This window comes from Anaerohalosphaeraceae bacterium (assembly GCA_035378985.1).
Classification (GTDB): Bacteria; Planctomycetota; Phycisphaerae; order Sedimentisphaerales; family Anaerohalosphaeraceae; genus JAHDQI01.
Window position 1 is genome coordinate 109,707 of record DAOSUR010000004.1, and the last position, 22,704, is coordinate 132,410.

Annotated in this window: 18 protein-coding genes and 1 tRNA gene; 12 read left to right on the forward strand and 7 right to left on the reverse strand. The window is 54.3% G+C overall.

Annotation, left to right across the window (positions count from 1 at the left end; translation table 11 throughout):
• The first annotated feature begins 77 nt into the window (after nucleotides 1-77).
• Both lepB (PKY88_04870) and lepB (PKY88_04875) read left to right on the forward strand, forming a co-directional pair.
• Complete coding sequence (gene lepB / locus PKY88_04870; GenBank protein ID HOQ04525.1) at nucleotides 78-1,670, forward strand: signal peptidase I; 1,593 nt, start codon at nucleotides 78-80, stop codon at nucleotides 1,668-1,670.
• Entirely contained in the window at nucleotides 1,667-3,169 is a 1,503-nt protein-coding gene (lepB, locus tag PKY88_04875; protein HOQ04526.1) for a signal peptidase I, read from the forward strand. Before lepB (PKY88_04870) ends, lepB (PKY88_04875) begins: the two co-directional genes overlap by 4 nt.
• A gap of 133 nt (nucleotides 3,170-3,302) precedes the next feature.
• Here the strand turns inward: lepB (PKY88_04875) and PKY88_04880 are convergent, their stop codons facing one another.
• Nucleotides 3,303-4,628, reverse strand: coding sequence for a hypothetical protein (locus PKY88_04880; GenBank protein HOQ04527.1), 1,326 nt, complete (start codon nucleotides 4,626-4,628; stop codon nucleotides 3,303-3,305).
• Nucleotides 4,629-4,955: 327 nt separating this feature from the next.
• Here PKY88_04880 and PKY88_04885 point away from each other — a divergent pair, with 327 nt between their 5' ends.
• The 4 genes from PKY88_04885 to PKY88_04900 all read left to right on the forward strand — a co-directional run bounded on the left by PKY88_04885 (nucleotide 4,956) and on the right by PKY88_04900 (nucleotide 7,503).
• Nucleotides 4,956-5,477 carry a class IV adenylate cyclase gene (locus PKY88_04885; protein HOQ04528.1) on the forward strand — a complete coding sequence of 174 codons (522 nt, stop codon included), beginning with the start codon at nucleotides 4,956-4,958 and terminating at the stop codon, nucleotides 5,475-5,477.
• Nucleotides 5,474-6,079, forward strand: a complete 606-nt coding sequence (locus PKY88_04890) for an HAD family phosphatase (GenBank protein HOQ04529.1) — start codon at nucleotides 5,474-5,476, stop codon at nucleotides 6,077-6,079. Before PKY88_04885 ends, PKY88_04890 begins: the two co-directional genes overlap by 4 nt.
• 91 nt (nucleotides 6,080-6,170) lie before the next feature.
• Nucleotides 6,171-6,953 (forward strand): 5'/3'-nucleotidase SurE, encoded by a 783-nt coding sequence (gene surE, locus PKY88_04895; protein ID HOQ04530.1) that lies wholly within the window; start codon nucleotides 6,171-6,173, stop codon nucleotides 6,951-6,953.
• A complete protein-coding gene (locus PKY88_04900; GenBank protein HOQ04531.1) occupies nucleotides 6,937-7,503 on the forward strand; it encodes a nuclear transport factor 2 family protein in 567 nt (188 codons plus the stop codon). The genes surE and PKY88_04900 overlap by 17 nt, the downstream gene beginning before the upstream one ends.
• 80 nt (nucleotides 7,504-7,583) lie before the next feature.
• On the opposite strand, the gene PKY88_04905 is transcribed toward PKY88_04900, so the two are convergent.
• The 6 genes from PKY88_04905 to PKY88_04930 form a co-directional block, all read right to left on the reverse strand.
• On the reverse strand, nucleotides 7,584-8,006 hold the full coding sequence (locus PKY88_04905; protein HOQ04532.1) for a response regulator: 423 nt from the start codon (nucleotides 8,004-8,006) through the stop codon (nucleotides 7,584-7,586).
• A 12-nt stretch (nucleotides 8,007-8,018) separates the two neighbouring features.
• Nucleotides 8,019-9,806, reverse strand: a complete 1,788-nt coding sequence (locus PKY88_04910; protein ID HOQ04533.1) for an ATP-binding protein — start codon at nucleotides 9,804-9,806, stop codon at nucleotides 8,019-8,021.
• A gap of 347 nt (nucleotides 9,807-10,153) precedes the next feature.
• Nucleotides 10,154-13,138 carry a glycoside hydrolase family 2 TIM barrel-domain containing protein gene (locus tag PKY88_04915; GenBank protein ID HOQ04534.1) on the reverse strand — a complete coding sequence of 995 codons (2,985 nt, stop codon included), beginning with the start codon at nucleotides 13,136-13,138 and terminating at the stop codon, nucleotides 10,154-10,156.
• A gap of 12 nt (nucleotides 13,139-13,150) precedes the next feature.
• Entirely contained in the window at nucleotides 13,151-14,020 is an 870-nt protein-coding gene (locus tag PKY88_04920; GenBank protein HOQ04535.1) for a prepilin-type N-terminal cleavage/methylation domain-containing protein, read from the reverse strand.
• 60 nt (nucleotides 14,021-14,080) lie between these two features.
• Nucleotides 14,081-14,153: transfer RNA gene (locus PKY88_04925), tRNA-Ala, on the reverse strand.
• A gap of 67 nt (nucleotides 14,154-14,220) precedes the next feature.
• Entirely contained in the window at nucleotides 14,221-15,444 is a 1,224-nt protein-coding gene (locus tag PKY88_04930; GenBank protein ID HOQ04536.1) for a CCA tRNA nucleotidyltransferase, read from the reverse strand.
• 273 nt (nucleotides 15,445-15,717) lie between these two features.
• Here PKY88_04930 and guaB point away from each other — a divergent pair, with 273 nt between their 5' ends.
• The 6 genes from guaB (at nucleotide 15,718) to rpmI (ending at nucleotide 22,687) form a co-directional block, all read left to right on the forward strand.
• Complete coding sequence (gene guaB / locus PKY88_04935) at nucleotides 15,718-17,193, forward strand: IMP dehydrogenase (protein HOQ04537.1); 1,476 nt, start codon at nucleotides 15,718-15,720, stop codon at nucleotides 17,191-17,193.
• A gap of 11 nt (nucleotides 17,194-17,204) precedes the next feature.
• Nucleotides 17,205-18,743, forward strand: a complete 1,539-nt coding sequence (gene guaA / locus PKY88_04940; protein HOQ04538.1) for a glutamine-hydrolyzing GMP synthase — start codon at nucleotides 17,205-17,207, stop codon at nucleotides 18,741-18,743.
• Nucleotides 18,744-18,755: 12 nt separating this feature from the next.
• A complete protein-coding gene (locus PKY88_04945; protein ID HOQ04539.1) occupies nucleotides 18,756-19,739 on the forward strand; it encodes a lipid A deacylase LpxR family protein in 984 nt (327 codons plus the stop codon).
• Nucleotides 19,740-19,887: 148 nt separating this feature from the next.
• A complete protein-coding gene (gene thrS / locus PKY88_04950; protein ID HOQ04540.1) occupies nucleotides 19,888-21,813 on the forward strand; it encodes a threonine--tRNA ligase in 1,926 nt (641 codons plus the stop codon).
• 69 nt (nucleotides 21,814-21,882) lie between these two features.
• On the forward strand, nucleotides 21,883-22,380 hold the full coding sequence (gene infC, locus PKY88_04955) for a translation initiation factor IF-3 (GenBank protein HOQ04541.1): 498 nt from the start codon (nucleotides 21,883-21,885) through the stop codon (nucleotides 22,378-22,380).
• A gap of 112 nt (nucleotides 22,381-22,492) precedes the next feature.
• The gene (gene rpmI, locus PKY88_04960; GenBank protein HOQ04542.1) at nucleotides 22,493-22,687 is read left to right on the forward strand and encodes a 50S ribosomal protein L35; all 195 of its coding nucleotides are present in this window, start codon (nucleotides 22,493-22,495) and stop codon (nucleotides 22,685-22,687) included.
• The last annotated feature ends 17 nt before the right edge of the window (nucleotides 22,688-22,704 follow it).

The following is a 22,704-nucleotide window of genomic DNA, read 5'->3' on the forward strand; positions in this document are numbered from 1 at the left end:
TTTTTTCTTTTCTTCTACTTGACCGATTTTTTTATCAAGGCCATAATGGAAAATCTTTATAAACAGCGAATGGTTCGATGGCTTTGGGTAAAAAAAGAGACAATCCATCTTGTGAGTCCACCGGTTTTTCCGTAGAGGGAATCTATCATTTCCTCGAGTGGCTGGTAACGGCACTGGCGTCCACGCTGGTTTTCATTGTCTTTATTATGCAGGTGTACCGCATACCGACGGGCAGTATGGCAGATACGCTGAAGGGGGCGCATTTTCGACTTCGCTGTGAGCAGTGCGGGTATCGGTATGAGTATGATTTTTCTCCGCGTCAGTACGGACTTGGGGAGAATGTGATTCCGAAACGGGATTTGCCGATTTTAAAAGAATGCCGCTGTCCGAGCTGCGGGTATGCCTATCGGGTCTGGATGCGGGAGAAAGACCCGCGTTATTACCGGCGGGTGTATAAGGGGGATCAGATTTTTGTTCTGAAGTGCATTTATCAGTTCCGGGAGCCGAGTCGGTGGGATGTGATGGTTTTTAAGAATCCGCTGGAGCCGCACATCAATTATATCAAACGGCTGGTCGGCAAGCCCGGAGAGAAGGTGGAAATCATAGATGGGGATATTTATATCAACGATCGGATTGTGCGGAAGCCGCCGTCGGTCCAGGAAGAGTTATGGATGCCGATTTATGAGAATGATTACCAGCCGGCCCGTCCGGATGAAGAGCGTTTTAATCGTCATTCGTGGAGGCAGCCGTTTGAAAATCTCGGACCGAGCCGATGGGATTTGGGGGGGCCGGGGCGTCCGTTTTTTACGTTGGAGGAGAAGGACCGAGAAGTTCATCGGATTCAGTATAATCCGCAGATAGGGAATGATTTTCGGGCTGTGTACGCGTATGACCCCCCGGATTTTATTCCGAATATGCCGGTTTGCAGTGATTTGATGATTTGCAGTCTGCCTGAAATTGATTCCGGCAGCGGAGTGGGGTATGAATTGGGCAAATACGGCAGACGGTATCAGGGGTGGCTTCACGGGGACGGACGGCTGGAAATTTTCCAGGTGGATTCCGGGGAGCAGAAGACACTTTTGGCCGGCGGAACGGCGGATTTGAAGGGAAGCGTTCAGCGGCAGGAATTCCGCTTTGCGAATGTGGACCATCGGCTGATTCTGGAATATGGGCGGAACCGTCTAGAGTATGATTTAGGCCGCGGGGCGGAGGATGCCGGAACCTGGCGGCATATCCAGCCGGAGGCGGCTGTACTGGGATATGGAAACCTGCGGCTTTGGCATGTTGGTTTGTTCCGGGACATTTACTATATGAACACAGATGTGTCCAATCCGCGAAATCCGATTCTGCAGGGCGGGGCAGGCAATCCGATTGTGTTGGGAGAGGATGAGTTTTTTGTCTGCGGGGACAACAGCCCGTACAGTCTGGATTCCCGCTGGTGGAATAAACCGGGACGGGGAAATCGCGGGCGGACGTTTACCCAGGGGGTTGTTCCGAGGGATTATTTTGTCGGCAAGGCGTTTTTTGTTCACTGGCCGGGCGGGGATTCGATTCTTCCGGGCTTTATCCGTTTTGTTCCCTATGTGGAAGGGATGAAAGTCATCTATGGAGGCAGCCGGGAGTGGGATAAAGCCGAGGCTGTCAGGGAGGATACGGAGAGAAAGCCGTGAGATTAGCCAGTCCTTCCAACGGTTTCTCACCTGATTATCCGCGTTTGCGCCGCAGCAAGACGGTGGAGTCGGTTGTGAACGCTCTGGACGGACTGCTGGTGGCGTTTATTTTGGCACTGGTGTTTCGGGCGTTTGCGGTGGAGGCGTTTCAGATTCCGACAGGCAGTATGGCGGAGACGCTGAATGGGGCGCATTGGCATTTGCGCTGCCTCCGCTGCGGCATTCCTTACGATTTTGGGGCGGATGCGGGCTGGTCCGGACAGCCGGTCTGTCCGAACTGCGGGTATGAACAGCCCAGCACGGCGATGGGGGTGCTGGCGAACGGGGACCGGATTTTTGTGAACAAATGCATTTATCAGTTTTCGGAGCCGAAGCGGTGGGATGTGGTTGTGTTCAAGAATCCGCCGAATCCGCAGGAAAATTACATCAAGCGTCTGGTCGGCCTGCCGGGAGAGTCCATTGAGATTGCAGACGGAGACCTTTATATCAACGGACAGATTGTCCGCAAGCCGCGGAAGATTCAGGAAGAGCTGTGGACATGTCTGTATCACAACGATTATCAGGCGGGGTTTGCTTCCGGTCGGTTTTCATCCCCTTCGGAGGATTCCTCCCAATCCTGGCCGTTGGAGCCGCGGTTTGAGTCCGAAGGGCAGAGTGCATGGGAACTGAACTCGGAGGGAGGGACTGTTTTCGTTTTACGGAAGGACGGTGCGGATGAGCATTCGATTCGTTTTGTGCCGAGACGTCCGGATGTGTTTCGGGTTTTTTATGCTTACAATGGGCCGGATGTGAGTTCAAACCGGCCGATTTGTTCGGATTTAATGATTCGATTCTGGGTTCAGCCGACAGGGGAGCAGGGACAGGTCGGTGCCTTGCTGAGCAAGAACGGGGTTGCGTATATCGGCCGATTCGACTTTCTGGGCCAGCTGCTTTTTGAAAAGGTGACGGCAGACGGACAGCGGACGGAACTGAGAAAACTGGCTTTTTTGCCGGACTGGTCCCGAAAGGGCTTGTGGTTTGAGTTTGCAAATGTAGACCGTCGTCTGGTGATCCGCTGCGGGGATTATCGGTTTTCTTATGATTTGAGGGAGGAGGATTTGGGGGAACGCAGCGGCCGCCGTCAGAATCCGGAGGTGAAGATTTTGGGGCAGGGGGGGATGCGGCTTTCGCATATCGGGGTGTATCGGGATATTTATTATCTTTCGTCGGATTCGCTTCGAGCGCGGCGCGGGCGGCCGTTTCAGCTGGGACCCGATGAATTTTTTGTCTGCGGGGATAATACACCAAACAGTTATGACAGCCGGCAGTGGACTACAGAGGGACTGGGCAACAACGGCAAGCGGTATCGGGAAGGAGTGGTGCCGCGTGATTTTATGATGGGCAAGGCCTTTTTTATCTATTGGTCGGATGCGTTTCGGCCTCGGGAGTATATGCTGCCGGTGATTGTGAATTTGGAGCGGCTGCGGGTCATTTATGGGGGTTCGGAGGAGATTTACTAATCAATACAGTTATCCGTCGTCAATTATCAATTATCAGGGGGGCGGCTGTTCGGCATCCGGAGTTTTCGTCGGATGAAAAAAAACGCCGGATGCGGAGAAGCACCCGGCGTTTGGGATTGTTTTTGTCAGAAGCTTACGCTGTGACCATCTGAGAGGCCAGGAGTTCTTCGACGCGTTGGGTCGGGAAGTCCAGTCCGCCGATAATGGTATAGACCCGAAGGGCCTCGCGTCCGTCCTCGTAAATGCCGCGGTGGATGGTGGCTTTTCCAGTCAGGTCGGCCAGGACGTCGAAGGCGAAGTTGATATTGTCCTGCAGGTTGGGTGTGTTGGCCATCATCCGCTTCCCGCCGACGACGATGCAGCCGGCAACCTTGGCAGTGCTCAGGTCGAAGCCGTTGCTCAAGAGCGTTTTTTCGAGGTTCTGCTTGACGGCGCTGCTGAGGGCAAACCGGTCTTTGTATTTTTCGACGCGTGTGAGGCCCATAATTGCGCAGCCGCCGGCCTTCAGGATGCTCTGGTAATCGACCGGGTCCAGCGTGGTGTAGGGGCTGCTGAGCGAGCTGAGCCGGTTGAAGATGTCGAACATGCCGGCCACGGTGTTGTTGACGCTGGGCCAGAACTCGCGAACGGTTTTGCCCGGATACATCCGGCTGATTTTCTCATTGTCAATGATAATCAGCGGTGAAATCAGCCCTTTGGAGGCCATCTTTCCCAGCTCGGTTGCGACCTGATAGGCGTTTTCAGCCACCTGCGGCGAGTTGGCTTCGCCGTTGGTCGGCAGGGTCATAATGACGCCGACGTGTTTGTTGGGCTCGGTTTTCCCGATGGAATAGACATAATCCTTGGCGATGCTGACCAGCTCGGCTGCACTGCCGCCGCCGGTTCCGCCGCCGGCCCCAAAGCAGACCATCACATGGTCTACTTCCGTTCCGAAGGTCTTGCGGGTCAGGTGCAGGATGTCCTGCCGCCACTGGGCGGCGGCCTGCTGCCCGCGGCCCATGTCTTTGCCGGCTCCTTTTTCGCCGATGTCCATCAGAAACTTTTGCGAAGGAGGCAGACCCAGCAAATCGAGGTCGTGGTAAGTGGTGTTGACGGCGATGGCTTTTTTGTAGCCGAGGTCATAGAAGGCCTTCACGAGCCGTCCGCCGCACTGGCCGCTTCCAATCCAGGCAAAACGGGTCGAGCCGACAAAGTTGTCCTTCACGCCCGTTTCACAGACGGTCTTGACTTCATAACGTTCCAGGTCCAGAACGGGGATTATCTCTTTTTTCGCTTTGGCGGGCTTGGGAACGGATGCTTTGACCTGCACGGAGGCGGTTTTTTTTGCGACCGGTCTGGGCTTGACGGTTTTGGTCTTTTTGACAGGGGTTGTTTTTGCGGTCTTCCGCACGGAGGTTTTGGCGACTTTTTTTACGGATTTGCGGGCGCCTGTCTTAGAGGACTTCTTTTTGGCTGTCATTCTTTTTCTCCTATATTATTTTTTCATCATTCCGAAAAAGCACTTCTGCCGGTAACCCTGTTTTACCGTCTGTAGAGTCTGTGCTGCCTTTGCGTTGTAGTTCGGTTTTTTGAGGGCTGGGATTAAGGAGATTGTTTGAAAAAAAGAAAATTGAAGGCATTTGCCTCGAGAAGGGGCTTAAAACGGGGATTTTAAAGATTCCCGCGAGAGGTCCGATAATCTGGAGAAAATGTTATCGGGTCTTCGAGAGGAGAAAGCGGTTCTTGTGCGGCGCCGCGGGAGCGGGTATAAGAAGGTCCGGCAGGAATGAAACCGGAGACCAAACAGGTGAAACATTTGAATATTGAAATAAAGGCGCACTGCCGGCGTCCGGAAAGGGTTCGGCAGGTTTTGCGGGAAGCGGGGGCGGTTTTTCGCGGAACGGATGAGCAGACGGATGTGTATTTTCGGGTGCCGAAGGGGCGGCTGAAGCTTCGGCAGGGGACGATTGAAAATGCCCTGATTTTTTATGAACGGCCCGATGAAGCGGGGCCGAAGCGGTCGGATGTATTTTTGTATCCGGCGGCGGAAAGCGGTCTGCTTCGAGAGGTGCTGGAAAAGGCCCTGGGGGTTTTGGCGGTTGTCCGAAAGAGACGGGAGATTTATTTTCTTAAGAATATCAAGTTCCATCTGGACAGCGTGGAGGGGTTGGGGGATTTTGCAGAAATTGAGGTGATGGATACGGAAGGAAGCGGCGATTGCGAAGGGCTTCGGCGGCAGTGTGAGGACTTTATGAGGCGGTTTGGAATCGAAACGAAAGACCTTCTGGAGCGTTCGTACAGTGATATGATTTTGGAGAAGGGGCGATGAGGCCGGAGAAGATTGGGGCGGTGATTTTTGATTTGGGCGGTGTCCTGATTGGGATTGATTTGGAGCAGCTTCAGAAGGAGCCGCAGACAAAAGACTGGGCCCGGCTTATCCCGGAAATGCGCCGGCAGCCGGAAACGGTTTTGCTGAACAGCGGAAAGATTTCTCCGGATGCTTTTTATGATGTGATGAGGAAACGGTTTTCATTGAGCGGGACATTTGAGGATTTTCACCGGGCCTGGTGCGGAATTTTTACGCCGCGTCCGCCGATGGAGGATTTGGTCCGGCGTCTGGCGGGCCGAGTGCCGCTGGGGCTTCTGTCAGATACCGAGCCGATGCATTGGGATTATCTTCGTCGTCAGTACGGGTTTCTGGAACTGTTTCGAAAGCCGGTGCTCAGTTTTGAGGCGGGGGCGGTCAAGCCGGCGGCGAAGATGTATCAGCTGGCGGCTGAGTCGGTTGGGGTGCCGGCGGAGCGGTGCTTTTATGTGGATGACCTGCCGGAGAATGTGGAAGGGGCCCGGCGGGCGGGGATGAATGCGGCGGTCTTTGAAAGTGCAGAACAGGTGGGGGCTTTCCTGAAAGAGACCGGAATTTGTTTTTGAAAGGATGATGGATGTTTGGGCGGAATTGACAGAAGGAGCGGCGGGGGGTACTATGGCGGAAAATTGAGCGAAGAACGGGTCGGGAGCGGCTATGCACATATTGCTGACGAATGATGACGGAATTTTTGCACCGGGGCTTGCGGCGCTGTACAGCCGGCTGATTCGGCTGGGAAAAGTGACGGTGGCGGCTCCGTCGGATGTGCAGTCGGGAGCCAGCCACAGCATTTCGCTGAAGGAGATTCGGTGTGATTCGGTGGAGCTGGTGGGCAAATTCTGCGGATTTCGGGTGGAAGGTTCGCCGGCGGACTGCGTGAAACTGGCGATGAACGAACTGATTGATGAGTCGGAGCCGGTGGATTTGGTGGTGTCGGGGATGAACTGCGGGGCGAATGTGGGGATTAATGTGTTTTATTCGGGAACGGTGGCCGGGGCGATAGAAGGGGCTTTTTATGGGCTGCCGGCAGTAGCGGTCAGTGCGGCCGTTGATGAACCAATGAATTTTGAAGCCGCGGCGGATTATGCCTTTGCCGTGCTGAAGAAAATCCTGCCGATCCCGGCCGGACAGGTGGTGAATCTGAATATTCCCCGTCTTTCCGCAGGTAAGCCCAAAGGGGTTCTGGTGGTGCCGCAGTCAACGCACGGTTTTGAGGAGTCGTATGATGCCGTGGAGGATGCGAATGGTCAGAGTATTTATCGGCTGACCGGCGGGCCTCATCGGGACCCGCACAGCGAGGAACCCGTGTCGGACACCCAGGCGCTGGCGGCGGGATACATTACTCTAACAGGGCTTCGGCTGGATCTGACGGATACGGCCGTCAACGAATGGCTGAAAAAATCCAATTTGGGCCGGAGGGGATGTGAGTGTGATTTTTGAAAGCCCGTGGCTGCTGCTGGCGATTTCAGCGGTTCTGCTGGCGGGGGTTTCCGCCGTCTGGCAGGTGCGGGGGCGTCGGGGGCGGTGGATGTTTGTTCTTCCGGTTTTGGCGGCGGTATCGGCTGTGGGGCTGGATGTGCTGGTGCAGACGGATTCGGAGCAGATTCAGTCGATGCTCGAAGTGTGTCGGCGGGCGGCTCTGGCGGGGGATGCCGGTTCGATAGCTCCTTTTATCGCTTCCGATTATCGGGATGCTGTCCATTCAACCAGGGCGGAGCTGCTGAAGGCGGCGGAGGATGTTTTTCGTCGAGCGGCCCTGGAAAGAGTGGTGGAGCGGGGTCATAAACTTCAGATTGAGGGAGATACAGCCCAAAGCCGGGTGCGGTATCGTGTGCATCTGGATCCGCAGCGAAGTGTTTATGCGGCGGGGGGGACTCTGCTGTTTGTGGTGCTGGAAATTGACTATCGCCGAAACAGCGGACGCTGGCAAATCCAGCGGGTTGTTTTGGTGAGCGTAAATGACACGCCGATGGGGTGGAAAGACGTTTAGCTTAAAAAAATCGGAGCCATGCACGGTGGGTTGTACCAGACCTGCACAGCTCCGGGTTTTGTCGAAGAAAATCCGATTTCTTAATTGCGGGCCAGGGCCTTGCGCTGTTCGACAATGCTTTCGATTTTTTCGAGCAGTTCGCTCAGGTCGAACGGTTTGACGATATAGTCGTCAATGCCGCACGAGTTGGCACGAGCGATATCCTGGGTCTGGCTGCGGGCGGTGAGCATGATGACGGAGATATCCTGACCCCAGGGCTGCCGACGAAGCGTTTCGAGCATCTCGTGGCCGTCCATCACCGGCATAATCACATCCAGAAGAATGACATCCGGCATTTCTTTTTCGGCCTGCTGAAGCCCTTCGCGTCCATCGTGGGCGGTCACAACCTCGTACTCGTTCATTTCAAGCCGGTCTTTAAGGGTTTGAACGATGTTGGGTTCGTCATCCACCACGAGGATTTTGGTTTTTTTTGTTTTTTTCTTAATTCCAAAAAAGTCAAACATGGTTCCTTCTCCCTATTTTTTATTGCCCGGACATGTTTGCATGTCCCTATTAGACATTTTGATTCGTGCGATTTCCGGCAGCTGATTCGGATTCTTTGTGTCGGCCGGATATTTCGCCATTCCCATCATCGGCAAAATGGGCAAAACGGAAAAGTTCTTTTTGATAGAAAGCTGAATCATTTTTTCAATTCTTTTTCGGACATTGTCTATCTTTTGGTGAGTGGATTCGTTTATCACAAAGGTAATTTCCGACTCGCCGGTTTGAAGGGCCAAATCGGTGCTGCAGGTCAGATAAAAACGGCTTTGAGCGAGCAAATCATGGATGATTTTTTCCGCGGCGTCGCGCGTGTCTGCTTCGGGCTTTGCGGAGTCAAAGCAGATAATCAGGACGGCAGTCTGCCTATCAGCATTTTTTGTTTTTGGGATGGCTTCGAGATGTTTTGTGAGAATAAACTGCGGGTCGGCCTTCGGCAGGGAGAAATAGAAGCTGCTTCCTTTGGAAGGAGTGCTTTCAAACCAGATGGACCCGCCGTGAATTTGAATGATTCCTTTGCTGATGGCCAGTCCCAGTCCGCTGCCTTTGGAGCCCGGGCCGGCCTGCCGGGCGACCTGGTAAAATTTGGTAAAGATGTATTTCTGAATTTCCGGCGGGATTCCGACACCGGTATCCTGAACGCAGGCAATGATATCGTTCCCCTCGGTTTTTAAGGAGACGGTAATTGTGCCTCCGGAGGGGGTAAATTGAATGGCATTTCGGATGAGGTTGACCAGAACCTGTCGGAGCCGTTTGATATCGGCGTAAACGGGGATGATGGTTCCTTGGGTTTGCGCGGATATTCTGATGCCGGCTTTTTGGGCTTCCTGTTCAAACTCTTTGACGGTCATCCGAATGAGGGCGTCCATGTCCATGACCTTGCAGGTGATGGGCATGTTGCCGGCTTCGAGCTTGGCAATGTCGAGCAGGTCGTTGATGAGATCGGCGAAACGGCGGCAGTCCTGCTGCATGGATTGAAGGTATTCCCGTGTTTTGCCTGCGACTTTTCCGGTGACGCCGGCCAGGATATTGGAAACGGCGTTTTGGATGCTGGTCAGCGGGGTTCGCAGTTCGTGAGAGATGGCGGTGATGAAGTCATTTTTTGTGTTTTCGGCGATGAGTTCGTTGGTAATATCCCGGAGGTAAACGGCGGTGCCGATGATATGCTCCCATTCGTCGCGGATGCGTGTCCAGCGGACTCTCAGGAGGCGCTGTGTGCCGGATTTAACCTGAAATTCACCCTGTGTGGGAGCCGCCAGTTCGCCGGGCTGCATCAGTTCCGCAAAACCGAGATGAGCGAGCGTTTCGGTTACAGCTGCACTGTCGGCTTCCGCCGGCAGGCCGAGCAGCCGAAGGGCTACCTGATTGCATTCCTCTATCTGCCCTTTTTCATTCAGCAGAATCATTCCGTCTATCAGATTGTGGACGGCGGATTCGAGTTTGTGTTTGCGGGCTTCGAGAAGGCAGGCGGCGCCGACCTCCATCAATTCAATTTGGTTGGCCAGCTGATGTTCCAGCTGGGACTGAAGTTCATTGACCTTTTTTTGGATGTTGTCCAGCTCCCGGAGCATCAGCTCGAGCAGCTGGGCACGGTTCAGATAGACAGGTTTTTCATAGTCGGGCAGGGCGATTCCGAGCGCATCGGCACCGGTATCGATAACCGCTCGGACCACCTGCTGAATGGGCATATCGCCGTTCACGATGAGTGCCCCGGGTTCTTCGAGGAATTCCGCAGGTTGTTCAATCAAGTCTGCGATTCGCGTCACAAACTTCCCCTTTCGGACATTGGACTTTTTTCGGCGTTTTCTTGCTACGGAGACTATCGGAGATAGCAACCAAAGCTTTTAGGAAGAAAATTTCAGGGCTTTGGGGCGGATGGAGCGAGGGAGAGGGAATTTTTCTGATGCTTTCGGGCGCAAAAGGTGAAAATCCCAGCAGGCGGTTTTTTCAGTTTTTCAGCGGTTTTCTTTATCAGACCCAGCCGGTTCAAAATGGAGCAGCCTGCCGGAAAAGGAAAGCCGGACGCATCATTCTGCTAAAATTTTAGCAAACCGAAGTTCCTATAATTCGGCCTCCGATGAAGTTTTACCGGACCGAGACCGCCCTGAAAAAGTTATTTCAGAAGACGGTCCATTAGCCCATGAGGCAAAAGCAAAATTCGAAAACGGCCTTTGAGGGGCTGGAGGGCGGCGGCCTCCAGGCGTGCTTCCGGGAGGGCGAATTTGGTTCCCAACCCTGACAGGGCGGCGTTGTGGAAGACCAGCAGGCCGTTTCGGGTTTTTTCCCAGCCCAGATGACTCGGCGGGCAGACAATTCCTAAACGGCTGCCGCCCAGGGAAAAGAACGCCATTTCTACATCCATTCGGTTTCCCTCAAAGAAGGGAAAGTCCGACGAAATCGTATGAACCCCCCAGCGGCACAGTTCGCTTTTGTCCGGATAAGCCGGATAAGGGCCCAGCCCCTGCCAGGTGATGGCGGAGAGGGGCTGCGGCAGCTCAAACGCCAGACCGCACTCGAGCAGCGCACCTTCCGCAGTTTTCGGAGTCAGGGTGTATTCTACATCAACCCACCCCTTCGGAGAGAGGGTATAGGAAATCTGTGCGTCGATGGTTTTTGTATCGTCCGGGCTGCGGAAGAGCAGATGAAAGTGCAGAACAGTCCCCGCGGAGGTCTGTTCTTCTGAATGCTTGAGGATTTCTGTTTTCTCGAACAGAGGCGGCTCCCAGATTTGAAGTTTTGCGGAAGCATAGGTTCGGCGTTCGGCCATGGTGGGCTGTCGGCCTGCCCGCAGATAGGGGCCTTTGAGGAGAATTTGGGTTTGGTCTTTGAGGGTCAGCCGCCCATTGGATTCAGCCAGCAGAGAGATGCCGTTTTGTCCCCACTGCCAAATCTGTCCCTTTTTGGAGAGAGAAGACGGAGCAATTTTTTGCTCAAGCCAGGCCATCCAATTCGGTTTATTTCCGTCTGGAAGGAGTCGAACGGAGTATTCGGCCACGGGCTGCTTTCGGCTGTTTTGAAAGATGATTTCCATCCAAAAGGCATCTTCAGAAAGGTTGTCGGGCACAGTCAGAGGAATGGAAAGGGACTGTGTCGAATGGGGCGGAGCGGCCAGGGAAAGAGTCTGTTCGCTCAGCAGGGTGCTGTTTTGAAAAAGCCGGCAGATTCCTGTACATTCTTTCAGGTCTGTAAAATCATACCGGTTTTCGACGCTCAGGGTAATGGTTTGAGTACCGGGCCGGACGGAGATTTGCTTTTCAAGAATCCGGATGGGGCTGTATACCGCGCGGGTCTGAAAATAATCGGTCTGAGGTCTTCTGTCGGCATAGACGATTCCGTCTGTGCCGTATTGGCCGTGGCTGTCGAGAATCGTGTCCGCATCCAGATAGACATCGCCTGACAAGTCCGAGGGGCCGAGGTTTTCGATGTCCCGATAGGAATTGTGGACGGGCCGTCCGCGGATGGAGCGTCGAATTCCCTGATCGGCCCACAGCCAGATGAAGCCGCCGGCGATATGCGGTGTTTTCTGAATCAATTCCCACTTCGGGTCTAGTCCTCCAAAAGCAGTGTCAAGGGCGTGGCTGTATTCGGAATACAGATAGGGGATGGGAACGGTTGTATTTTGTACATGCTGTTCGATGTGTGTCAGCTGGGGGTAATGGCGGGAGAAGAGGTCGATAAAAGAGGCGTGTCCGGTGTCGGCGGTGGATTTGGAGGAGCGGAAGTCGCCGCCGGGGTAGTACACGAGCCGGCTGGGGTCCATTCGTTTGACGTACTGAGCGGTCTTTTCGAGATTGACCGTTAGAGGATTTTCGTTGCCGATGCCCCAGGCGATGACGGAGGGGTGCAGGCGGTCCCGGCGAACGGCGGCATCCGCTCTGGACAGCATGGCCTCCAGACCTCTCGGGTCGGCCTGAAAGCGTTCGCCGAAACAGATGGGCACTTCGTCAAAAACGTACAGCCCGTATTCGTCGCACAGTTCGAGAAAACGCGGATGAGGGGTATAATGAGAGCAGCGAACGGCGTTGATATTGGCGGCTTTCATCATTTCGATGTCCTGCCGCCAATGTTTTTCCTGCAGGGCCCGTCCGACGTCGGGATGCGTTTCGTGTCGGCAGACGCCTCGCAGTTTGACGGGGCTGCCGTTGATTTTCAGGACGCGGTTGTCAACAGAGACCTCACGGAAGCCGATTTTTCGGCGGATGCAGTGTGTTTCCTTCTCCTCCGCCAGCAGGGTCAGCGTCAGTTCATACAGAAAAGGAGTCTCTGCATTCCAGAAGCGTGCATTTTCGACGAGGATGCGGAAGGACTGATGAGGGAAAAAATCGGAGTTTTGGGAGGTAAACAGATATTGCTGCCGGAAGATTTGCCGGTGGTTGGGGTCGGTTAATTCCACATTGAGCTGAAGCGGGGGCAAGGGGCCTTTGGGGTTCTCAGGGCGGCGAAAGAAGCGGATATCGACCTGTCCTTCGAGCAGACCGGATCGGCGGGCGGTGTCTATGCGGGTCTCAAGGCTCAGATTGTCGAGAAAGTACAGAGGAGGCGAAAACAGGTAAACTTCGCGGAAGATGCCGGACAAGGCCCAGTCGTCGCTGCAGTCAAAGGGGGTTTGGGGCAGATCTCGGCGGCATTGCAGGGCGATGAGATTTTCTCCTTTTTGAATATACGGAGTAAGGTCAAATTGGCAAGGCAGGAATGTGTGCTCAAAACCGCCGACTTCTTTGCCGTTTACGTAGAGGGTATAGCCGAAGGCCACCCCTTCAAAATGGACAAAGACCTGGCGGCCCTCCCAGGAAGAGGGAATGGAGAATTCTTTGCGGTAGAGTCCGACTTTTTCAGGGTCGGGGTAATCGTATCGGGGTTCTTCAAATCCCTGCAGTTCCCAGTTGGACGGAACAGGGATGGTTTTGAAGTCGTTGTCGCTGAAATCGGGTTGGAAAAAGGTTTCCAGAAGGGACTGCTGCGAGCGGTCGGCCAGAAAGAACTTCCAGTTGGAGTTCAGCGAAAGCGTCCACGGAGAGTCGGGCTCAAAGGTAACGGCGACGGCAGAGACGGTCCAGAAGAGAAAGAGAAATCCGTATGATTTTATCCTGTTTGTCAATCTGTTTTCCTCTCATTTGCCGGGGATGTAGGAGCGTTTGAACCAGAGATAATCTTCAGAAACGGTGCCGTTTGGATTGAGAGCAGACCAGTTTTTCTGCTGGGCTTTGGCCATTTCGAGGGTATTTTTGGAGACCCATTTGTGGCGTTCGGCGTGTCCGTCGGCAAAGGCCAGCGTGCTGCTGCCGTTGTGCCAGATGGCAAAGGGGTCCACCCACTGCGGGGAATTCAGATTCATATTCCAGGTGCGGTGATTCCAGCCGTAGCCGTCGGACTCCTCCAGAAAGACAATTTTGTTTCCGGGTGCAGAAAACTGGGACAGTTTGGTGATGGTGTAGGCATCTTCGCCGGTTCCGCCGTCGGGCCGCTGGGAGAGGACTTTTCCGATAGAATAGCTGCGGTATCCGCCCATCCAGTCGGGGTCATAGTTGCTTGCGCTGTTGCCTTTGTAGGTGGCGGGTTTGGTGTATCGTGTATCGACAGGGCAGTTATAGACCTTGGGGGCATCAATGTATCGCCAGAGGGCACCGGCCTGAAAGCCGCGAACCTTGTCATCGAGAGTTTTGTTGACATCTTCGCGATTGGGGCCCATCGGCCTTCCGACCCAGTTCCAGACGCGGACGGAACGGCTGCTGATGGTGTAGTAATTGTATCCGGGTTCGGTCAAACTGTCCGAAGTGTCTCCGTCGACGATTCTGGCGGAGCTGTCTTCCGCATAGAGGAGCCATGCCTTAATCAGCTGGCTTTCATTGCCCAGGCAGACGGAGGCCGCTGCGAGGTTTTTGGCGCTTTTGAGGGCCGGGATGATGATAGCCAGAAGCAAACCGATAATGGCGATGACAACCAGCAGTTCGATCAGTGTAAAGGCCTTTTTGAACTTCATGGAGCCAATCCTTTCCTACGTTTCGGCTTTTCGGCAAGTTTTCGGCCCCCTCTGAGGAAATGGAGCCGATGAGATTCGAACTCACGACCTCTTGCATGCCATGCAAGCGCTCTCCCAACTGAGCTACGGCCCCGTTCAGAGAGGGACTATACCATAGTTTAAATATCCTGACAAGTCCTGATTTGCCGAAAAAAGAGGGATTATTCGTTTTTGGATTCGGTGTGATTTTCAAGCCATTGCTGAACCCACCGGCGGGCCTGCTGGGGGGTTTGGATTTCCTCGGCAAGCTGGGCGATATACAGTTCGCGGGCCAGCCGGCCGACCATCGGACCGGGAACAGCCCCCAGAGCGATAAGCTGATGGCCGTCCAGCAAGGGTTTGGGGCGAAGGATTTTGCCTTTCAGGGCGGCGGCCCTTTTTTGAATCGTTTTCAGGGGGCTGATGGACTGACCTTCAGACAAAAGAAGGGCCTTGCGAAGGTGGACTAAGTCCTCCCAATAGGGTTCAGCCATAAGCATCTTCAATTGGGCCAAAAGAAGTTCCGCGTCTGCCAGGACGTCTTTGTGTTCGAGCAGGTATCGGATATGTTTTATCGTGGAATTGCTGAGCCGAATTGATTTGGCCCATTCCATACTTTTATCGATGGGGGCTGCTGCCCAATAAGCTGCTAAAGCCAGAGACAAATCGACTTCTTCCGGCAAATGCCGAAGCATTTTGCCCCCGAAAAGCCGGCAGGGTTCTTCAAAACCGGTAAAGATGGTTTGGGCCAGCCCGGAATCGTTCAGGAGACGTGCGCCGCGAGCCCTGTTCGGATGGGTCAGGATTTGCTCCAGCTCCATCGCAATCCGCTCGGGACTGATTTGACGGATTTTGGGGGCATGTCGGCAAACGGCCTGCCAGGTTTGTTCTTCGATATCGAAATCCAGCTGGACGGCAAAACGCACCGCCCGCAGGAGCCGCAGGTAATCTTCGCCGAATCGCTCGTCGGGGTTACCGATGGTGCGGATGATTTTCTTCTGAAGGTCTTCCCGGCCGCCGACAAAATCGAGGGTCTGCCGACTGATGGGGTCAAAGAACATCCCATTGATGGTGAAATCTCGACGCAGGGCGTCTTCTTTTGCCGTGGCGAACTCAACCTTTTCGGGATGACGGCCGTCCTGATAATCGGATTCCGTTCGAAAGGTAGCCACCTCCACCTGTTTGCCTTCGAGGATGACAATCACCACACCGAAACGAGCGCCGATTTTGAGTGTTTTTCGAAACAGCGGGATGATTTGGTCCGGGACCGCATCGGTGACAACATCATAGTCTTTGGGGTGTCTTCCGAGCAGGTAATCTCGCACGCAGCCGCCGGCAAAAAGGGCCTGATAGCCCTCCTGGCGGAGCCGTTTGAGTACTTTTAATGCCTGAGCACGATTCGACATTCCCAGTTGTTCCAATTTTAGGACTTTGCTGAAGGCCTTATTCTTTCAGCCGCAGGCCGGACTGTCAAATTGTTCTTTGGCGGAACAACTGTTTTTTCAGTTTTTGAAAGCAGAGGATTGACAGGGTTTGTTTTGTCAGGTACAGTATTGTATGGTTACAAAAAGAACAGCATATCAAAACAGCTCACGTCAAATTGTCTTTGACGCACCTCCATTATGCAGATATATTCTGTCTTCTAAAAGGGTCTGTTTGTCTGTCATCGGAGACTGTCTATGAATATAGAAGAAAAAATCGTTGGGGAAGGAATTACGTTTGATGATGTGCTGCTGATTCCGGCCCGCAGTGATTTTGTGCCGGCTGAGGCCGATACGAGCAGCCGTTTGACCCGGCGGATTCCGCTGAATATCCCGATTGTTTCGGCGGCGATGGACACGGTGACGGAATCGGCCCTGGCGATTGCTCTGGCCCAGGAGGGCGGCATCGGGATTATTCATAAAAATCTTTCCATCGAGGCCCAGAAGCGGGAGGTCATCAAGGTCAAACGCTCGGAAAACGGGATTATTCTGGACCCGGTGACGCTCACGCCCGATATGTCTGTCGCCAAAGCCCGGGAGGTGATGCAGGAGCAGAATGTCTCGGGGATTCCGATTGTAGAAGGGGGGAAACTGGCGGGGATTCTGACCCGGCGGGATTTGAAGTTTCTGGCGGATGATTCGGTGCCGATTCGGCAGGTGATGACCAAGGACAATCTGGTTACGGGCCCTGCCGAAACCACGCTGGAGGAGGCCAAAAAGATTCTCCAGAAGCATAAGGTTGAGAAGCTGCTGCTGGTGGATAAAGAAGGGCGGCTGGCCGGACTGATTACCATGCGGGATATTGACCGGGTGCAGCAGTTCCCGTCGGCGGTTCGGGATTCGCGCGGGCGGCTGCGGGTTGGGGCGGCGGTGGGGGTGCGGGACCACGACCGGGTGCGGGCGCTGATTGAAGCCGAAGTGGATGTGCTGGTGGTGGATACAGCGCACGGGCATTCCAAGAATGTGATTGAGATGGTGCGATGGATCAAGAAGCATTTTGATATTGATGTGATTGCGGGCAATATCGCCACGGCGGAGGCGGCCAAAGATTTGATTCTGGCCGGTGCAGATGCCGTGAAGGTGGGCATCGGTCCCGGTGCTATCTGCACGACGCGGATTATTTCGGGGGTAGGGGTGCCGCAGATTTCCGCTGTGATGAATGCGGTTTCGTATGCGGACAAAGAGGGGGTGCCGGTGATTGCCGACGGCGGCATCCGTCATTCGGGCGACATTACCAAGGCGATTGCGGCGGGGGCGTCCAGTGTGATGCTCGGGTCGCTGTTTGCCGGACTGGCGGAAAGCCCCGGCCAGCTGGTCATTTACAAGGGCCGTCAGTTTAAAGAGTACCGCGGAATGGGCTCGATTGGCGCGATGATTCAGGGCTCGGCGGACCGCTACGGACAGAGCGGAACTGCCGAGCGGGACAAACTGGTGCCGGAGGGAGTCGAAGGACGGGTGCCGTATCGGGGGACGCTGAGCAATTTTGTGTACCAGCTGGTCGGCGGACTGCGGGCCGGAATGGGCTACTGCGGCACGCGGACGATTGAGGAGCTTCGACAGCGGGGACGGTTTGTGCGAATCAGTCCGGCCGGCGTGAGCGAGTCGCATCCGCACGATATTGTGATTACCAAAGAGTCGCCGAACTATTCGGGATATGTGCCGTTTGACAGCTGATGGTTGAATCGATGCATGAGCAGATTGTCATTGTAGATTTCGGCAGTCAGTATGTTCAGCTGATTGCCCGTCGGGTGCGGGAGCATAAGGTTTATTCGGAGATTGTCCAGCCGAGTCTGCCGCTGGAGAAGATTCTGCGTCCGGGTCTGAAGGGGATTATCCTTTCGGGGGGGCCGGCCAGCGTCTATGCCCCGAATGCTCCGATGTGCGACCGTCGGCTGTTTGAGGCGGGCGTGCCGATTTTGGGGATTTGCTACGGGATGCAGGCAGGGTGCAAACTGCTGGGGGCGCAGGTCTCTTCGGCACCGGCCCGCGAGTACGGACGCACGGCCCTGAGAATCCTCTGTCCGGATGACTTGTTTCGGGGGCTTCCGGAGCATACAACCGTCTGGATGAGCCACGGCGACCAGGTGCAGCAGCTTCCGGATGACTTTATCCCGCTGGCCGAGACGCCGACCTGTCCTGTTGCGGCGGTTCGCCACAAAAACGGGCGGTTCTGGGGGGTTCAGTTTCATCCGGAAGTGACGCATACGCCGCGCGGACAGGAAATTATCCGAAACTTCCTGTATGACATCTGCGGCTGCCGGGGCGACTGGCAGGTGAGCGATTTTGTCCAGGAGGCGATTGAGGCCGTCCGTCGAAAAGTGGGCTCCTCGAGGGTGATTTGCGGCCTGTCGGGCGGGGTCGATTCGGCGGTGACGGCGACCCTGCTGCACAAGGCCATAGGCGACCAGCTGGTCTGCATCTTTGTCGATAACGGACTGCTGCGGAAAAACGAGCGGGAAGGCGTTGTGGCGACCTTCCGCAACCATTTTCATATTGACCTGCGGGTGGTGGACTGGGGAAAGCAGTTTCTGGCGAAGCTGGCCGGTGTGACGGACCCGCAGCAGAAGCGCAAAATCATTGGAGCAGAGTTTATTGAGGCATTCAAATCTGAGGCCGCCAAAATCCCGGATGCACATTTTCTTGCACAAGGGACGCTGTATCCGGATGTGATTGAATCGGGCAAAAAGGACGGCAATCTGGCGGCAAATATCAAGCTGCATCACAATGTCGGCGGGCTGCCGGAGCAGCTGGGGTTTGAACTGGTTGAACCGCTGCGGGATTTGTTCAAGGATGAGGTGCGGCTGGTTGGAGAGTATCTGGGGCTGCCGGAGGAGATGGTCTGGCGGCACCCATTCCCCGGACCGGGACTGGCGGTGCGGATTATCGGCGAGGTAACCGAGCCGAAGCTGGCTATTCTGCGGGAGGCGGACGATATTCTGATTGAGGAAATCAAAGCGGCGGGACTCTATCGGAGCGTCAGCCAAACGCTGGCGGTCCTGCTGCCGATCGGGACGGTCGGCGTGATGGGGGACGAACGCAGCTACGAGCATGTGATTGCCATTCGTTCGGTGGATACAACGGACTTTATGACGGCGGATTTCTCGCGGATTCCTTATGAGGTACTCGGCCGGATTGCCAACCGGATTATCAATGAAGTGCGCGGGGTCAATCGCGTAGTGTATGACATTTCGAGCAAGCCGCCGGCGACAATTGAGTGGGAGTAAGGGGAAAACAAAATGGCAAACAGCTGGTTTAGGGCACTTGGGGGGCTGGTGGTGCCGGCAGTGATGGTCCTAAGCTCGGCGGGACGAGCGGAGACCTTTACGATTTATGCTGAAAACGACAGCCGATATCTGAAACCCAATCACAACACCGACCGCCATTACACCAACGGGTTTAAACTGGTATACGGCTTCAAGCCGAGCTGGCAGTGGCTGGAAGGGTACGGACAGATGGATGTGCCTTTCTTTCCGACTCCTCAGGGGCCTGTTGAGACAGCGGCCGGCATCTTTTTGGGCCAGAATATCTATACCCCCGATTATGTGGATGAACCCGCTCGACGGCGGCTGAAGGATATGCGGTTTGCCGGATGGCTTTACAGCGGTCTTTTTGTTCAGCGGGCTAATGAACAGGTTCTGGACCAGGCGGAATTGAGCTTGGGCGTCATTGGGCCTTCTGCCAAAGGACGCCAGATTCAGACCTGTGTTCACGAAGCGATGCATTCCGGAAAACCAATCGGCTGGGACAGCCAGCTGGGAGACCGTCCGGCGGTGGATTTTTCCTGGTACCGCAAACATCGCTTGCAGGGGACGTTTTGGAAGCCGTCCGAAAAGATAGATTTTCTTTCGGAGTATGGGTTTACGGCAGGTTCGGTCTTTTGTCATCTGCAGGCAAGCGTAATCGGCCGGTTTGGATTTTGGGAATTGCCGAAGGATTGGGGGCCGGACCGGCTGGAATTGCCTGCCGGAGCCGTAACTGAGGCATTCCGTAAGGAAAAAGCGGGGTACTTCTTTATTCGGGTTGGCGGAAGGGCCGTCGGATATAACCAGTTTTTGACGGATTTGGATCCGGAACCGTTTGTCGGGCACCTTCAGGTGGGCTGTGTCATTCAACTCTGTTCGTTGGAACTGGGATACTCGCAGACCTATCTGACTCAGGAATATAAGGAACAAAATTATTTCGACAGCTACGGGGCTCTGACCGTAAAATGGGATTTTTAGAGGGGGAGAATCTGTTTCTAGGGGAATCAGCAGGTTTTATAAAGACCTATAAAAGCGATATTTGTGGTTGAACTTTTTCTGAAAATGTGTATATTTTTTGAAGATTGTCGATAATAAAAAAGAAGATTCATTCAGGATGAAAGGATAAATGGCAAAACTGACACTCCCGGATGGGAAAGTGCTGGAAGCGGCCGACGGAATACGAGCCGAACAGGCGGTTGAACTTATTGGACCAGGGCTGGCCAAAGCCGCTCTGGCTGTCAAAATAAACGGAAAACTTTCCGATTTGTCTGTCCCTTTGCAGGGGGATGTTTCCTTTGAAGTGCTCACAGCCCGCCAGCCGGAAGGACTGGAGGTAATGCGGCATAGTTGTGCGCATATTATGGCGGAGGCAATCTGCCGGATTTGGCCGAAGGCCAAACTGGTTTACGGGCCGACGGTTGCCGACGGGTTTTATTACGATATTGACCTGGATGAGCCGATTCGTCCGGAGGACTTTGAGAAAATCGAAGAGGAGATGCGGAAAATCATCCAATCCAATCAGCCCTTCATTCGGATTGAGATGAGCCGACAGGAGGCCCTCCGGAAAATGGCCCATGACCCATATAAACTGGATAACATCCAGCGGGCCAGCGGGGATGTTATCAGTTTTTACCGGCACGGCGACAGCAATTTTGAAGACCTTTGCCGGGGGCCGCATATTCCGAGAACCGGCTGTATCGACCCGAAGGCCTTTAAGATTATGAGTGTGGCCGGCGCCTATTGGCACGGAGATGCCAGCCAGAAGATGCTTCAGCGGGTCTATGGAACCGTCTGGCCGACCAAGAAGGAGCTGGATGCCTATCTCGAACGGCTCGAAGAAGCCAAAAAGCGGGACCATCGGCTTATTGGAAAGCAGATGGAACTGTTCAGCTTCCACGAAGAAGGGCCGGGATTTGCTTTTCTGCATCCGAAGGGGATGATTATCTGGAACGAAATCATCGACTTCTGGCGGCAGGTGCACCGACGGTACAAATATGTGGAGGTCAAGACTCCGATTATTCTCAATGAGTCGCTCTGGCACCGCAGCGGTCACTGGGACCATTACAAAGAGAATATATATTTTACTTCCGTGGACGGGGTCAATTACGCTATCAAGCCGATGAATTGCCCGGGCGGGCTTTTGATTTACAATTCGAGGAAGCATTCGTATCGGGAGTTTCCGATGCGGGTGGCGGAGTTGGGGCTGGTTCACCGCTACGAGGCCAGCGGGCAGATGCACGGGCTGGTGCGGGTGCGGCAGTTTACGCAGGATGATGCCCATATTTTCTGTACCCCCGAGCAGATTGAAAGCGAAATTATCGGCGTGATTAATCTGGTGCAGGAGATTTACTCGACCTTCGGGTTTGAGGATTATCATATTGAGCTGTCCACCAAGCCGGAAAAGCATATCGGCTCAGATGAAATCTGGGAGCTGGCGACGAATGCGCTGGCCGGAGCCCTGAAGCACAAAGGGCTGGTCTTTCAGATAAACGAAGGTGATGGGGCGTTTTACGGGCCGAAGATTGATTTTCATATCAATGACTGTTTGGGACGCTCCTGGCAGCTGGGGACAATTCAGCTGGATTTTTCGATGCCGCAGCGGTTCAATCTGGTCTATTCCGACCGGGATAATACCGAGAAAACACCTGTGATGATTCATCGGGCGATTTTGGGGTCGCTGGAGCGTTTTTTGGGGATTCTGATTGAACATTACGGCGGACATTTTCCGGTCTGGCTGGCTCCAGAGCAGGTGCGGGTTTTGTCCATCAGCGAAAAAACAAATGCCTATGCCGAGCAGGTGCAGCGGCGGCTGGAAGAAGCGGGGATTCGCTGTTCGGCGGACCTGACGGATGACAAGATTGGGGCCAAAATCGCCCGGGCTCATTCCGACCGGATTCCGTATATGGCGGTGATCGGCCCGAAGGAAGAGGAGACGGGCACGCTGACCGTTCGGCTTCGCCAGTCCAAAGAAAGCTGTTCAATGAATGTAGAAGCATTTCTATCCGGCGTGCAGGAAAAAATCCGCAGCCGTTCTTTGTCGTTGACGTTATGAACAGGTCAGAAACGGTTTCACAGACTTTTTGGAAAGGGAAACACTATCACTAAAGAGATTAATTTCCGGATTAATGAGCGGATTCGGGTCAGCCCGGTTCGGCTGATCGATGAAAACAATCAACAGGTTGGGGTTGTGTCGATTGAGGAGGCCCGAAACCGGGCGATGGAAGCGGGACTGGATTTGGTGGAGGTGTCGCCGACGTCGAATCCGCCGGTTTGCCGAATTATGGATTACGGCAAATTTCTGTATCAGCAGAAACGCAAGGCCAAAGAAAGCCAGAAAAAACAGCATGTCGTCACGCTCAAGGAGATTCGGATTCGCCCGAAAATCGACGACCATGACCGCCAGATTAAGCTGGCCCAGGCCGTCAAGTTCTTCGAAAAGGGGCATAAAGTCCAGTTTACAATGCCGTTTCGCGGGCGGGAAATGGCCCATGTGGAGCAGGGCTACCAAATGATGGAGGAGATTGTGCAGGCCCTTCAGGAGGTTGCCAAGATTGAGCGGCCGGCGCAGATGCTGGGCAAGCGGATTACAATGGTGCTGGGGCCTGCCAAGGGCAGTTAGACCTGGGGAAAAATCTTGGTTCTTTTGTCATTTTTGGGTTGACGAATCTGTCGGCCGAAGATAAACTTCTTACCTCTTATTTTTCGAAAAATGTTTTTGAGGGACAGACTCGATGCCAAAGTTGAAAACACATAAAGGACTTGCCAAGCGGGTGAAGATAACCGGAACCGGAAAGGTGAAGCGCAAACGCTGCGGCGGCGGGCACTTGCTCAGTGACAAGAGCGCCAAGCGGCGGCGGCGTTTCGGTTCAACCACTCTGGTTAAGGGCGTTCGCGCCAAGAAAATCCGGGTTCTGCTCGGGCAGTAAGTTAGAGAAAGACAAGT

Coding starts and splice junctions, on each gene's coding strand:
- lepB (HOQ04525.1), top strand. CDS start 78: ATGGCTTTGGGTAAAAAAAGAGACAATCCATCTTGTGAGTCCACCGGT.
- PKY88_04880 (HOQ04527.1), bottom strand. CDS start 4,628: ATGACAGCCAAAAAGAAGTCCTCTAAGACAGGCGCCCGCAAATCCGTA.
- PKY88_04890 (HOQ04529.1), top strand. CDS start 5,474: ATGAGGCCGGAGAAGATTGGGGCGGTGATTTTTGATTTGGGCGGTGTC.
- surE (HOQ04530.1), top strand. CDS start 6,171: ATGCACATATTGCTGACGAATGATGACGGAATTTTTGCACCGGGGCTT.
- PKY88_04905 (HOQ04532.1), bottom strand. CDS start 8,006: ATGTTTGACTTTTTTGGAATTAAGAAAAAAACAAAAAAAACCAAAATC.
- PKY88_04920 (HOQ04535.1), bottom strand. CDS start 14,020: ATGAAGTTCAAAAAGGCCTTTACACTGATCGAACTGCTGGTTGTCATC.
- PKY88_04930 (HOQ04536.1), bottom strand. CDS start 15,444: ATGTCGAATCGTGCTCAGGCATTAAAAGTACTCAAACGGCTCCGCCAG.
- guaB (HOQ04537.1), top strand. CDS start 15,718: ATGAATATAGAAGAAAAAATCGTTGGGGAAGGAATTACGTTTGATGAT.
- guaA (HOQ04538.1), top strand. CDS start 17,205: ATGCATGAGCAGATTGTCATTGTAGATTTCGGCAGTCAGTATGTTCAG.
- PKY88_04945 (HOQ04539.1), top strand. CDS start 18,756: ATGGCAAACAGCTGGTTTAGGGCACTTGGGGGGCTGGTGGTGCCGGCA.
- thrS (HOQ04540.1), top strand. CDS start 19,888: ATGGCAAAACTGACACTCCCGGATGGGAAAGTGCTGGAAGCGGCCGAC.
- rpmI (HOQ04542.1), top strand. CDS start 22,493: ATGCCAAAGTTGAAAACACATAAAGGACTTGCCAAGCGGGTGAAGATA.